Annotated in this window: 9 protein-coding genes; all 9 read left to right on the top strand. The window is 38.2% G+C overall.

The window, feature by feature from the left end; all coding sequences use genetic code 11:
- The first annotated feature begins 808 nt into the window (after positions 1-808).
- The 9 genes from ACWATR_RS27340 to ACWATR_RS27300 all read left to right on the top strand — a co-directional run bounded on the left by ACWATR_RS27340 (position 809) and on the right by ACWATR_RS27300 (position 14,176).
- The gene (locus ACWATR_RS27340; protein WP_460339165.1) at positions 809-2,827 is read left to right on the top strand and encodes a polysaccharide biosynthesis protein; all 2,019 of its coding nucleotides are present in this window, start codon (positions 809-811) and stop codon (positions 2,825-2,827) included.
- 27 nt (positions 2,828-2,854) lie between these two features.
- Positions 2,855-3,907: a glucosamine inositolphosphorylceramide transferase family protein gene (locus tag ACWATR_RS27335; RefSeq protein ID WP_460339163.1), complete on the top strand. Its 1,053-nt coding sequence runs from the start codon at positions 2,855-2,857 to the stop codon at positions 3,905-3,907.
- 55 nt (positions 3,908-3,962) lie between these two features.
- On the top strand, positions 3,963-4,757 hold the full coding sequence (locus ACWATR_RS27330; RefSeq protein WP_460339161.1) for a hypothetical protein: 795 nt from the start codon (positions 3,963-3,965) through the stop codon (positions 4,755-4,757).
- A gap of 39 nt (positions 4,758-4,796) precedes the next feature.
- On the top strand, positions 4,797-6,164 hold the full coding sequence (gene murJ / locus ACWATR_RS27325) for a murein biosynthesis integral membrane protein MurJ (protein WP_460339159.1): 1,368 nt from the start codon (positions 4,797-4,799) through the stop codon (positions 6,162-6,164).
- Between the two features lie 36 nt (positions 6,165-6,200).
- A complete protein-coding gene (locus ACWATR_RS27320; protein ID WP_460339157.1) occupies positions 6,201-7,337 on the top strand; it encodes a glycosyltransferase family 4 protein in 1,137 nt (378 codons plus the stop codon).
- Positions 7,338-7,658: 321 nt separating this feature from the next.
- The gene (locus ACWATR_RS27315; protein ID WP_460339155.1) at positions 7,659-8,807 is read left to right on the top strand and encodes a glycosyltransferase; all 1,149 of its coding nucleotides are present in this window, start codon (positions 7,659-7,661) and stop codon (positions 8,805-8,807) included.
- Positions 8,788-10,008 (top strand): O-antigen ligase family protein, encoded by a 1,221-nt coding sequence (locus tag ACWATR_RS27310; RefSeq protein ID WP_460339153.1) that lies wholly within the window; start codon positions 8,788-8,790, stop codon positions 10,006-10,008. Before ACWATR_RS27315 ends, ACWATR_RS27310 begins: the two co-directional genes overlap by 20 nt.
- Positions 10,009-10,392: 384 nt before the next feature.
- A complete protein-coding gene (gene asnB / locus ACWATR_RS27305) occupies positions 10,393-12,342 on the top strand; it encodes an asparagine synthase (glutamine-hydrolyzing) (RefSeq protein ID WP_460339151.1) in 1,950 nt (649 codons plus the stop codon).
- A 178-nt stretch (positions 12,343-12,520) separates the two neighbouring features.
- Positions 12,521-14,176 carry a DUF4091 domain-containing protein gene (locus ACWATR_RS27300; RefSeq protein ID WP_460339149.1) on the top strand — a complete coding sequence of 552 codons (1,656 nt, stop codon included), beginning with the start codon at positions 12,521-12,523 and terminating at the stop codon, positions 14,174-14,176.
- The last annotated feature ends 147 nt before the right edge of the window (positions 14,177-14,323 follow it).

The raw sequence follows: 14,323 nt of genomic DNA, 5'->3' as shown, positions 1-14,323 counted from the left end.
CAAGCTTTTTTAAGCGGGATCAGGGACTTTTGCAAGTTTAAATCAATAGAGAAGTAACAATAACTACTAGCTTACAATTAAGCATATGCGGTTATGTCTTTTTATATGCATAAGTTACGCCAAATTGGCATGACGCGACTAATAAAAAACTGCTACAAAGTTAATAAGCTAAACCACATTTAGTTTGCATATCTAAAATTTATATAACTCTTGTGTGGGCATCTTGTCCGCCCTAATTATGCAAATTCAATCTGGAACAGCTTTGAAAGATAAAACATTAACAACAGCTATAGAACTAGTATTTGATTTTTGAAATACACGTAGAGTGTGTCATCGCTGAGAGTACGGCACCATTCCAATCTTGTGGTGAGTTACGCTCTGCTAACACACCCTACAAGACAACTGAGATTTTTTCATAAATTAAATATGATTTCTATACTATTTCTAATAGTAGTGAACATAGCTATTGCTTGATTTCAAATGTTTGATTAACCACAATAACTCATTGAATAAAATAATACAGAATCGAGCTATTTGCAACATATTTGGAAGGGTATAAAAATAATCATTAACTAAAATGACTTGATTTATAGAAGTTATTTATAGACATCAATAGTCTAATGCTAATTTAGTAAAATGTGACAGGTTTAAATTCCCTAAAACGATTATAGTCATAGGGTAGATTGACATTGACAACATTTTTTAAATAGTGTTAATTGGCTATATTTACTTGTCTAGAAAAACTTGGAATATTTCTAAGTAATTGAGATGATTACTTACTTAAATTATCTTGGAGGCTTTTACATACATGGATTGCTTATTATTTGTTTCTCACTGGCTACCTCAAAAATTAATTAGCAGCTTGTTGATAAAATTGCTAGATTTAAAAAACAAACATTTGTTTCTTTTTGATACTATTGTTTTTTCATTTACAGCCTTTTTTGCTCTCAATCTATGCTTAAATGGCAATTTTTCCATTCAAGAGTATAAAGCAAGACTAGGAATTGCAACAATACTTTTTTTAGCAGTCAAACTAACTGTATTGTGGAATTTTGGTTTTTATAGACTTTACTGGCGCTATGCCAGTATTGAGGAACTTCTATACATAACTGTGCTAATAGGTATTGCGGTAATAATTCAAGCTGTATTCTTTGATGCTATGCGATTTATACCGTATTTAGCAATGGATAAACTGCCACAATCACTACCATTAATCGACGGTTTACTTTCGTGTATTTTTATTGGTGGATTGCGTTTCAGTATTCGGATTGTAGAAAGAATCAGCCAGCAACGTACAGTATTTAAACCACAAGACCGTGTGTTGATAGTTGGTGCTGGCAATGCTGGCGTTTCTCTTGTACAAGAAATGCAAAGAAATCCTCAGTTAGGGTTTCATCCTGTTGCTTTTATTGACGATGACCCGCGCAAGTTTCGCGCATATATACGTGGCATTCCTGTAGTAGGCGATCGCTATCAAATTCCTGATGTTTTACAATCTCTCAAAATTCATAAAGTTATCATTGCGATGCCTACAGTTACAGGTGGAGTCATTCGGGAAATTCTAGATATTTGCAAAGCAACTGGAACTCAAACTAGCACTTTACCAGGCATACATGAAATCCTTAATGGTCGTGTGCGAGTTGACAGCATTCGGGATGTACGCATTGAGGATTTGCTCAGACGTGAACCTGTACAAATAGATATTGATCAAGTTGCTCAATTTCTCAAAGGTAAAACAGTATTGATCACAGGCTCAGGTGGATCAATTGGTAGCGAACTTTGCCGGCAAATTTTTAAATGCAATCCTGCTGAAATGATACTTATAGGACATGGAGAAAATTCTGTGTTCAATATCCAACAAGAACTAGAACAACTTGTTCAAGTTATCGAAAATGAAGGCAAATCTTCAAGAGACACTCCTCGGATTTCAACCTTTGTTGCAGATATTCGCTTTAAGTCTCGATTAGAACATGCATTCGAGCTATTCCAACCTGATGTAATTTTTCACGCTGCGGCTCATAAACACGTCCCACTAATGGAATTACATCCAGTAGAAGCAATCACTAACAATGTCATGGGGACAAAAAATTTACTAGAACTGTCACTGCAATATGATGTGAAACATTTCGTGATGATTTCTACAGACAAAGCAGTTAATCCTACCAATGTTATGGGTGCTAGTAAGAGAGTCGCTGAAATGTTAGTGCTGCAAGCCGCAAGAGAAAGTGGTAAACCCTACGTTACGGTGCGCTTTGGCAATGTTTTAGGTAGTCGGGGTAGTGTAGTTCCCACCTTTAAAAAACAAATTGCAACAGGCGGCCCAGTAACCGTTACCCATCCAGAGATTCGTCGTTATTTCATGACAATTCCAGAGGCAGTTCAACTAGTTTTGCAGGCTACTGTACTTGGTCGTGGTGGTGAAGTCTTAATGTTGAATATGGGTAAACCTGTGAAAATTGTTGACTTAGCTAAAGAACTAATTCGCCTTTCAGGATATGAGGTTAACCAAGATATTGAGATTGTATTTACTGGTTTACGTCCTGGTGAAAAGTTATTTGAGGAATTATTTATTCCTGGAGAAGAATATGAACCAACCCAACACGAAAAACTGTTAGTAGTCAAAAATGCTAGTAAGATGATTCCAGAAAATTTGTCTATTACTGTAGCGACTTTATGTCAAGCAGCCGCTAAAAATGATACGAGTTTTATTCTGTGTTTGCTTGAAGAACTAGTGCCAGGATATAAACCAAAACACTTAGAAAGTTATGCGGCAGCAAATATTTCCAGCAATACTTCTGTCAGAATACTGGCACAGGTAAAACCGTAAATAGTGTACAACAATGACAAATTTAAAATGGAACGTAGAAGAATAAATATGTACAAAAACTATCAAACCAATAGTATCTTACAAGTATTGGATAAATTCTCTAGAGTTAACGATAGATATTTGGCTGGAATTAAAAATATAGCCAAGATTTTTGTCACAAGAAGAAGTGACTGGTCAATTGGAATTTATATCGGTGAATCTCTTTTTGATTTTGTTAATCCAGAAAAAATCAGTAATCCAGTTTTGACTGCAAAAGACGTAACAGATGTCCCAGCAAACTTTGTTGCTGACCCATTTATGCTTTGTGAGGATGGCATTTGGTATATGTTTTTTGAAGTACTAAATAGTTTTCAAAATAAAGGAGTAATCGGATTAGCAACTAGCAATGATTCATATAAATGGAGTTACCAACAAATTGTACTTGATGAACCGTTTCATTTATCTTATCCATACGTGTTCAAATTTCAAAACGAATACTATATGATTCCAGAAACTTCCGAAGCCAATTCTATTCGTTTATATAAAGCAACTAATTTTCCCAAAAAATGGAAGTTTATCAAAACCTTACTTGATAAAAATGATTTTGTAGATCCTAGTATTTTTCAATACAATAATCTGTGGTGGCTATTGACTGCAACATCAGAAGACCGGAATATTCTGCGTCTTTATTATTCTCAAGATTTGACAAGTGGCTGGATTGAGCATCCTAAAAGTCCTGTTGTTGAGGGAAATAAAAACAACACAAGACCAGCCGGTAGAGTTGTAGTACTCGATGAAAAAATTATTAGATATACCCAAGATTGCGAGCATATTTATGGGAATAAAGTTCGAGCATTTGAAATCACTGAACTGACAACGACAAGTTATCAAGAGAAACAAATAAAAGGAAATCCAGTTATCAAAGCAAGTGGAATGGGTTGGAATCAAATAGGTATGCACCATATTGATCCTCACAAAATTGGCACAAATAAATGGATAGCATGTGTGGATGGAAAGCGAGATAGATTAGTTATCAAACAAAATTCAATATTAGCAGTTTTGCAAAAACGGATAAATTCTCGTTTCAAGGTTGATAATTAAGAATTTTTGCTATATTAATGAATTTAATTGTCATCATCAAGTGAGGAAAAAATAGATGTTGATTGTTACAAAAAAATTTATCTTTTCAGTGGGAGAAGTCTGGTTTGATGAAGATCCACCAGAATTAAGTAATGTGGATGTACTCCATTACAGACAATGGATACAGCCGATTCAAGGTAGTCAGTCTGATGAATTTCATACAAGACTAATTGACCTAACTAAAAGTCAGGATGAACTATGGGAAAGTATTAGTAGCAATGATAGATATAAGATTAGACGAGCGGAGCAAAAAGACCAGGTTGTTTATGAATACTTTGAGCATATAAACTCTGATATTATCAATGACTTTTCCGATTTTTATGATTCGTTTGCTTTTCAAAAAGGGTTAGCTAGAATTAATAGAATTCAACTAATAAATCGAGTAAAGGCGGGTGCAATTGATATTTCACGCATTAAGCTAAATAATGGAGAACCTTTAATTTGGCACGTTTATTATCGTAGTCATAATAGAGTTCGCCTTTTGCATTCTGCTTCACTTAAAAATAGTAATGATACTTCCTATCAATCGATTTTAGGACGAGCAAATCGTTACCACCACTGGCAAGATATAGTGAGATTTAAAAATTTAGGAATTTCTGTTTATGATTTTGGAGGCTGGTATACCGGAAACACTGATCAGGAGAAACTAGGTATTAATCAGTTTAAAGAAAAATTTGGTGGAGAAATTGTCAAGAATTTTAACTGTATTAATGGCATCACAATCAAGGGCAAACTATATTTACATTTGTTGAAAATTTATATGAGTTTATCTCAATTATCATTACCACGCTTATCGAATTTTAGATTTTAGGTTTTGGATTGAATAATTCTAAATTCTTCCCAATACGGTATGAAAATGTGGCGTTTGCAAAGCTTAGTTGACTACTGGAAGCAACTGACAAGCGGCTCTATCAATCGCCAAATTTTTGGTGCAGCGATGATAGTTGGTTTATTAACAGCATTGGTGAAAATTGCTGCTGTAGCTAAAGAATTGGTGGTGGCTCAAAGATTTGGTACTGGAGACGACTTAGATGCATTTTTAATTGCCTTGTTAGTTCCTTCTTTTATCATTAATGTCATTGCTGGTTCTTTTAATACTGCTCTTATACCCGTCTATATGCAGGTACGAGAGCAGGAAGGTATAAAAGTAGCCCAAAGGCTTTTCTCTGGAGCCACAATTAGCGGTTTGGGACTGTTAGGAATCACGACAATAGTCATGGTAGCTAGCGCACACGTGTATTTACCATATATTGCTGCTGGGTTCAGTCCCAAAAAGTTAGATATGACTTTTCATCTGCTCTGTGCGATCGCACCTTTTGTTCTCTTAAGTGGGATTATTATCATCTGGAGCGCTGTATTGAACGCAGGAGAGCGTTTTGCTCTAGCAGCTTTGTCACCTATTATCACTCCAACTATTAGCGTCTTATTGCTCTTAATGCTCAAATCTTGGGGTATTTTTGCTTTAGCAGCGGGGTTAGTCTGCGGTGCAGCAGTAGAAATAACTCTTTTAGGAGCAGCACTACACCGACAAGGCATTTCATGGCTTCCCAAATGGTACGGGTTTGATACTCATCTACGTCAGGTTGTTAGCCAGTATTTACCAATGATTGCAGGCGGCTTTTTGATGTGTAGCACAAATCTAGTAGATCAATCTATGGCAGCAATGCTGTCACCTGGTAGTGTAGCAGCACTGGGCTACGGTAACAAACTCATTGCTTTCCCGATATCTTTAGCTACCACAGCATTAAGTACTGCTGTGATCCCCTATTTTTCCAAAATGGTAGCTTCTAAGGATTGGATAGGTACACGTCGCACACTTAAACGATATATGCAAATCATTTTTGTCACGACTACTTTACTGGCAGCATTCTTGTTTATATTTTCTGTGCCTATAGTCCACATACTCTTTCAAAGAGGTTCGTTTACAGCTAACGATACTCAATTAGTAGCTCAAATCCAAAATTCCTTTGCCTTACAAATACCTTTTTATGTCGCAGGAATTTTGGCTGTTAGGTTAATTTCTGCAATGCAATTAAATCATATATTGATGTGGGGATCTGCTTGTAACTTAACCATAAATATTTTTCTGAATTATGTGTTTATGCAATGGTTGGGTGTTACAGGTATCGCTTTATCTACTGCTTGTGTTTATATTTTCTCATTCTTTTTCTTAACCTATTCTGCCAATAAAAAACTAATAGATTATTCTGTGAATTGAAAAAAATCCACTATTCCTAAAATATCTTATCTAAAAATGAGACTAACACTGATTATTTATTCACTAACTTACGGTGGTGCGGAACGTGTCATGTCAATCATGGCAAATTACTGGGCAGCTAAGGGATGGCAAATTACTATATTGACATTTGATGACAATAAAATACCCCAATTTGATTTAGATAGTCGTGTTCTGTACACTCCGTTAGGTATCGCTAGCAAATCTCCCAATGCGATTATCGGTATCTATAATAATTTGAACCGCATCGGAACATTACGAAATGCAATTATCAACAGCAAACCAGATGTTGTGATTAGTTTCATGTCTAAAATTAATGCGATAACTTTATTAACAACGCGATGGTTGAATATACCAGTGGTGATATCTGAACGTAGTAATCCAATAAAAAGTTATTTAGGTGGGGCTTGGAAACAACTACGACAACAGACTTATCCATTTGCAGATCGGATTGTTTTTCAAACTAAAAGAGCAAGAGATTGTTTTCCATTAGAGCTACAAAAGAATAGCTGTATTATCCCTAATATGGTTGTATTACCACCGATAGAAAAACAATCATCGGACAAAGTTCTAAGAGAGCGATCGCTCGTTGCGATGGGACGCTTTGTCCCAGAGAAAGGCTTTGATTTACTGCTGCAAGCCTTTGCACAACTGAAGGATCGTTATCCAGAATGGACTTTGACAATTTTGGGAGACGGTAAACTACGCCCAGAGTTGGAATCTTTGCGTAACCAACTTGGATTGAGCGATCGCGTTTATTTCCCTGGAATGGTGAAAAATAACTATGATTTTTTGCAGCAAGCAGAGATTTTTGTTATGTCTTCCCGCTTTGAGGGTTTTCCTAATGCCCTCTGCGAAGCGATGGCATCTGGATTACCAGTCATCTCTACAGATTGTCCCAGTGGCCCACGAGAGATTATTCGTGATGACATAGATGGCATCTTGGTTCCAAATGAAGATGTGTCAGCATTAGCCGCAGCAATGGAACGACTGATGTCTAGTGAAGAACAACGGAAATCTTTAGCTGTTCGTGCGCCAGAAATAATCGAACGATTCAGCGTAGAGAAAATTATGGGAATGTGGGAAGAAGTGTTAGCTGAAGTTATTACTGACTTTTCACGTATGGAAAAGCTAACGATTAACCTAACCCCCTAACCGGCGCGGGAAGGGGAAAATTCAAAGTCTCTCTCCTTTTAGGAGAGAGATTTAGAGAGAGGTTTTAAAAGTCATGATTGATGTATCAAATATTTTTTACCCCACCCTAACCCTCCCCTTATAAAGGGGAGCCACTGCGTTGGGCGGCTTCGCCGACTTGAAGCATGTGGCGTGAGGGAACCGGATTTTCGTGTTTCCCCCCTTTATAAGGGGGGATTAAGGGGGGTAATAATTCGATTCAAATCACAGCTAACTACTTTTAAAACATCCTCTTAGAGAGAGGTTTTTCAGATTTAGTAACTAATTTCTATTTTAAAATACATGAAAAAGAAGATTGTATTCCTCATTCGTGACCTGAACTATGGAGGAGCAGAAAGACAATTAGTAACACTAGCAAAAGCTCTCGATAAACAATGCTTTGATATAACTGTTTTATGCTTTTACCCTAGTAGTTTATTATCTTTAGACAAAGACTTAAAAGATAATGGAATACCTGTAATCTGTTTGGATAAAAAAGGGCGCTGGCATTTATTTGGTTTCTTTTGGGATCTTCTTCAGCATCTTCAACGTATACATCCTGATATATTGCATGGATATATTGGTATACCGAATTTACTCACTATCTTCTTAAAGCCTTTTTTCCCCTCAACTCGCATGATTTGGGGAATACGCTCATCTAATGTAGAACCTAATTTTTATGATTGGTTAGGGAATCTACTTTTCCAGTTAGAGTGCCTTTTATCTCGCTTTGCTGACCTGATTATTGTTAATTCTTATGCTGGTCGAACATATTACTTCGCTCATGGATTTCCTGCTAATAAGATGACGGTAATTCCTAATGGTATTGATATCGAATTATTTAAACCTGATCAAAAAGATCGGATAAAAATACGAAGCTCATGGGGAATTTATCAAGACATGATTTTAATCGGTTTAGTGGGGCGACTAGATATAAGAAAAGACCATCCCACATTTCTTAAAGCAGCAGCATTACTCTTTGAAGAGAGACAGGATGTGCGTTTCGTCTGTGTGGGTAGTGGCTCAGAAAACTATGCACAAGAGTTGTACGAACTGGCTAATAAATTAGGTATTTCTGATCAAGTCATCTGGGTAAAGGCGCGTACAGATATGCCTGCAATATACAATGCCCTAGATATTGTTATTTCTTCATCCTATACAGAAGGATTCCCCAATGTAATTGGAGAAGCGATGGCTTGCGGCGTACCTTGTGTGGTGACAGATGTAGGTGATTCTGCTTGGATTGTTGGTGATACCGATGTAGTAGTACCTCCTAAAAATCCAGAGGCTTTGAAAAATGCTATGAAAAAGCTGATAGAAACTATTGGTATTTATGGCTGCGATCGCACTCAAATTCGACAGCGAATTATTGACCATTTCTCAGTAGCTCAATTAGCCCTTAAAACCGAAGCAGCTTTACTTGGTTTATCTCATGAATTCATCTCTAAGTAAAAAAATAGATTTACTATTTTATTATCAATGCGCCCTGGCAATAGTTTCTATCTTCATTTTCTTCACAGAAATAAATTCCTATTTGTATACATCAGGAATCTTCTCTCAACCTCCGTTGTATTGGATTATCTTCTTTGCTATTGCCTCCACCCCGTTGCTTTTTTCAAATAAAAAATACATACCACGCTCTGTAACTCTTTGGTGTCTTGGTTTTATCGCTATCTCTTTTTTATGGTTCATCCTATTTTCAATACCTACTGAGATTATTGTTGAAGAATTAAGAAAACGGATTTTATCAGTGATATTTATCATAATAATGTCCCTGATTTTCTCCAACAACAATAATATTCATCTCTGGACTAGATGGGCAATTTTTATTGCAGTATTAATGGCTGTCTTCAACAACATTTATGAGTTTTTTAATCCAATCGCATTTAATTCATTAGGTACTGGTGGGCGCTCTGCCGGATTTTATCTAAATCCCAATAATGATGGGGCTGCATTGGTACTTGGCATGATTTTTAGTGTGAGTCTATTGCAACCAATATATCGTTTACCTTTCGTATCTCTCATCGGTATTGGGGTGCTGTTGACATTTTCTAGAGGAGCTATTCTTGGATGGTTAGTTACAGTTGTAATTTTTACTATCACCCGTGTACTGCATCTTAATAAATTACTTTATTGGGTGTTGGGAGTAGGAACAATAATTATTAGTTTAGGCTCACAATGGTCAGAAGAACTATTACGAAATTTGAGCTTGAGTCAAAACTCTCTTGAAAGAATTTCATGGTTCCAAAATGTTTCAACTTCTGATTCTGAAGATTCTGCTGATTCCCGTTTAGAAGTAGCTCACTTAGCTTGGCAGATGTTTACTGAGCATCCAATTTTCGGTAATGGAATTGCTTCAACTTTAACCTGGAATATGAACATATCTACACACAATATCTATTTATACTACATGGCAGACCACGGATTTTTAGGCGCTTTCATTTTACCTATATTAGTATATGCAGTAATACAAGATGCCAACGGTGAAACTAAATATATTGGCTTCGCTTTTGCTGCTTTTATTCTTCTTTGGGGGCTATTTAGCCATAATATTTTAGAAGAACGCTACATCCTAATCATGTTCTCATTAATGGCTGCTATGACTGCGGCGAGTCAGTTAGAGCAAAAATTTAAAGTAGGAAATTCATCATGAAAATCAAAAAAATGTAAGAGGATATTTGAAAAGTTATCTTGTTGGTATCAAAAATTTTAGATCCCCCTAAATCCCCCAATTTATTGGGGGACTTTGATTCCGGTTCCCTCCCCTTTTTTAGGCTACGGTGTACATACAAATCGAATTACCCCCCTTAATCCCCCCTTGGAAAGGGGGGAAAAAAGAAATCTAGTTCCCTCCCCTTTGCAAGGGGAGGGTTAGGGTGGGGTAATTCGAGGACTGGTAGTGATTCGATAACTTGTGTGTACACCGTAGAGGGTTAGGGGGGATCTAAAAGTGCCTAAAGTGACAAACCTCTAAGAATTCAGCACCAAAGAGATCCTGAATTCTTACAAAAAAACTCAATTGAAAGGCTAAAATTCCATGTGTGGCATTGCTGGTTTTTGGAATATCTCTAGACAAGTCAACTCTGATGAACTGTGCTATGTGGTTCAGCAGATGTCAGACACGCTTTTACATCGAGGGCCAGATAATGGCGGAAGTTGGGTTGATGCAGAGATAGGGATGGCTTTGGGGCATCGACGACTGGCGATTGTAGACCTTTCGCCAGAGGGACATCAGCCGATGATATCTGCGAATGGACGGTATGTAATTGTTTTTAATGGCGAAATTTATAACTTTTTGGAGTTAAAGCGTCAACTTGAATCACTAGGCCATCATTTTCGGGGACGTTCTGATACTGAGGTGATGCTGGCTAGCTTTAGTCAGTGGGGATTACATGAGGCAATTGGGCGCTTTAATGGGATGTTTGCTTTTGCCTTGTGGGATCGTCAAGAGCGAATTTTGCATTTAGGGCGCGATCGCTTGGGTGAAAAACCTCTCTATTATGGTTGGATGGGCCAAACCTTTCTATTTGGCTCCGAGTTAAAAGCTTTGAAAGTTCATCCCGCTTTCCAAACAAAAATTAACCGTGATGCTTTAGCAGTTTATCTCCGAAATAACTACGTTCCTGCACCCTATTCAATCTACGAAGGCATCTATAAGTTACCACCGGGAACCATCCTCACTTGGAACGGGGTGGATACTCATCCCAATCCTATGCCCTACTGGTCTGCACTCAAAGCCGCTGAGTTGGGTGTTAATGAACCCTTCACCGGGTCGGAAATGGAAGCTGTTGCACAGATGGAGGCATTATTACAAGATGCGGTCGGGCTACGGATGGTTGCAGATGTGCCACTAGGAGCTTTTCTTTCAGGAGGGATTGATTCCTCCACAGTAGTAGCCTTAATGCAAGCTCAAAGTAACCGACCGGTGAAAACATTTACCATCGGTTTTGATGAAGATAGCTACAATGAAGCACATTATGCCAAAGCAGTAGCACAGCATTTAGGTACAGACCATACAGAACTTTATGTAACCCCAAAAGATGCACTTGCTGTCATCCCAAAGCTACCGACACTTTATGATGAACCCTTCGCTGACAGTTCCCAAATTCCAACTTTCTTAATATCCCAGCTTGCAAAACAGAACGTAACAGTTAGCCTTTCTGGGGATGGTGGCGATGAACTCTTTGCCGGATACACACGCTATTTTTGGGGTGACAGCACTTGGCAAAAGATTGGCTGGATACCTCCAACCTTGCGCCAGACTGCTGCATGTACCCTGTCTAGCTTATCGCCTCAAACTTGGAATTGTGCTTTGGCTAACTTTCAAGACTTACTACCAACTAAACTCAAGCAACCTACTCCTGGGGATAAATTGCACTGGATTGCAGAAATTTTGGCTGTTCCTGATGCCCAAGCTTTGTACACAGAAATGATTTCTCATTGGAAGGAGCGAGAAGGATTAGTAGTAGATAGTTTAAAGCCTTTGATGAACTACTGCGATCGCCAACAATTATCGCAGTTACCCGACTTCATTCACCAGATGATGTACCTTGACACAGTGAATTATCTCCCTGACGATATCCTAGTCAAGGTTGATCGAGCCAGCATGGCTGTGAGTTTAGAAAGTCGGATACCATTTTTAGATCACCGCGTAGTGGAATTAGCTTGGCGCATACCACTTTCTCTGAAAATCCGTGATGGTCACGGTAAATGGCTATTGCGTCAGATTTTGTATAAATATGTACCTCCAAACTTAATTGAGCGCCCCAAAATGGGTTTTGGAATGCCGATTGATAGTTGGTTGCGCGTTCCTTTACGAGACTGGGCTGAAAACCTACTAGATGAAAATCGGCTACAGCAACAAGGATTTTTGAATCCGCAGCCAATTCGCCAAAAATGGGCAGAACATCTTTCATCTGAGCAAGACTGGCAAAATTATTTATGGGATGTGTTGATGTTTCAGGCGTGGTTAGAAGAAAACCATTAAGTAAGTCGGCGTAATTAAAGTTAACTAGTAGGGGCTGTCACAATACGGTTCGGTTAAGACAGGAGACGCGATAAATCGCCGTCAAGACGAAAGATTGATCCTTGTAGAGACGGCGATTTATCGCGTCTTCTCATGAAAATTTTGTATTAACAAATGACAAGAGTAAGGAGAAATTTAAATGTCTCTATTTAACAGAAAAACAAGATTTATTAACCGATTTAAGCTTATCATCTTGATGTTAGGAACAGTATTTACTTTATTTGCTTGTTCAAGCATCGGGCTATTAGCAAACAACTCATTTTTAACTAGTCATCCATTTGTCTGGGTAACTTCAAATTTAGAAAGGATAAAACGAGAAGACTTACCAAAAAGTAAAACCCGCATTGATTTATATGCTGCCCGTGGGGAATATGAACCCTTTCAAATCGGAATCCGCGCACCAAATAGTGGACTGACAAACGTTAATGTTTCAGTGTCAAACTTATCTGGCCCAAACAATCAAGTAATTTCCAATAGTAATATTACACTCTACCGAGAACATTACGTTAAAGTTACACATTCTAGCCCTAACAAAAAAGGCAGTAGCAATCCCCCTTTAGGTAATGGATGGTATGCCGATGGGCTAATTCCATTTCTGAATCCTGAAAATCAAGCAGATATTAAAAACGCTGAATTAGATGCAGTTCCATTTAATCTTAAAGCTAGGAATAACCAACCAATTTGGGTAGATATATTTGTACCCCGCGACACTCAAGCTGGTGAATATGATGGCACTTATACTGTTAGCAGTGACCAAGGAAAAGTTACAGGCAAAATCCACCTAAAAGTTTGGAATTTTGAGTTACCGATAAAACCCTCGCTTAATTCTGAGTTCACATTTTATGAACATAAAGATAAAAGCGACATGGTAGAACTTCTCAAACATAAGTTAATGCCTGACGCGCATTTTGATCCAGCAGATGAAACAGAATTAATGGAGCAATGGGGACTCCGTTCTCGGAGTCTTCCTTTTTGGAGCGGGGCTAATGTTAGTACTTGCAAAATGTCTCCAGCCCCTTCTCTTAAGAAAATAAAAACTACTGCTGCTAAACATGAATCTAGTCTATTTCTCTACACTAGATATGCCGATGAAATTGATAATTGTCCAAATCTGATTAAACCAGTAAAGGAATGGGCGCGAAATTTTCACAAGGCTGGAATCGCAACAGCCTTAGCCATGACTCCTACACCAGCGCTTTATGATGATGGTTCTGGAACTGGACGTTCTGCTGTAGACATCTGGGTAGTATTGCCAGAATCTTATGATGAAGCTCCAAAACAAATATCTGAGGTTCTGCAAAAAGGAGACAAAGTTTGGTCTTACAACGCTTTGGTACAGGATGGCTACTCGCCTAAATGGCAGATAGATTTTGAACCGATAAACTATAGAATTCACCCAGGCTTCATTAGCCAAAGCCTGGGACTGACAGGGATTTTATACTGGCGAGTTGACTTATGGACAAAAGATCCGTGGAACGACATTCAAACTTATTCCCAAGAGAAAGACTATTATCCTGGTGAAGGAATGTTGTTTTATCCTGGTAAACAGGTAGGTTTGACAGGAGTTGTTCCTTCTATGAGACTCAAGTGGCTCAGGGAAGGGGTAGAAGATTACGAATATCTCGAAATCCTCAAAAATAGCGTAGGCGTAGCCCGTCGTAGACATCGCCACAAGTGGGGGCTTAAATTAGCTCGGCGTGTCGGTACGGACTGGAAAAACTGGACGCGGGATACAAATCTGCTGGAATCAGTCCGGCGAGAGTTGGGTGAGGAGATAGAGAAACTCTCTTCTTAATAACCATCTTGAAATTAAGATTGAGCAAAAAGCCACTTGTACGAAGATACAGCCCTTGTTCTGACTGCTTCCCAGCCTGGAGGCTGGGAATCCATTCTGGGAGGCTCCGCCTCTGGTAGCCTGAATTGAGGCAGAGCCTCTTTTAAA

The sequence above is a fragment of the Nostoc sp. UIC 10890 genome (assembly GCF_054786515.1).
This window is presented reverse-complemented; position numbering and strand designations above follow the sequence as displayed.

Coding starts and splice junctions, on each gene's coding strand:
- ACWATR_RS27340 (WP_460339165.1), top strand. CDS start 809: ATGGATTGCTTATTATTTGTTTCTCACTGGCTACCTCAAAAATTAATT.
- ACWATR_RS27335 (WP_460339163.1), top strand. CDS start 2,855: ATGGAACGTAGAAGAATAAATATGTACAAAAACTATCAAACCAATAGT.
- ACWATR_RS27330 (WP_460339161.1), top strand. CDS start 3,963: ATGTTGATTGTTACAAAAAAATTTATCTTTTCAGTGGGAGAAGTCTGG.
- murJ (WP_460339159.1), top strand. CDS start 4,797: ATGAAAATGTGGCGTTTGCAAAGCTTAGTTGACTACTGGAAGCAACTG.
- ACWATR_RS27320 (WP_460339157.1), top strand. CDS start 6,201: ATGAGACTAACACTGATTATTTATTCACTAACTTACGGTGGTGCGGAA.
- ACWATR_RS27315 (WP_460339155.1), top strand. CDS start 7,659: ATGAAAAAGAAGATTGTATTCCTCATTCGTGACCTGAACTATGGAGGA.
- ACWATR_RS27310 (WP_460339153.1), top strand. CDS start 8,788: ATGAATTCATCTCTAAGTAAAAAAATAGATTTACTATTTTATTATCAA.
- asnB (WP_460339151.1), top strand. CDS start 10,393: ATGTGTGGCATTGCTGGTTTTTGGAATATCTCTAGACAAGTCAACTCT.
- ACWATR_RS27300 (WP_460339149.1), top strand. CDS start 12,521: ATGTCTCTATTTAACAGAAAAACAAGATTTATTAACCGATTTAAGCTT.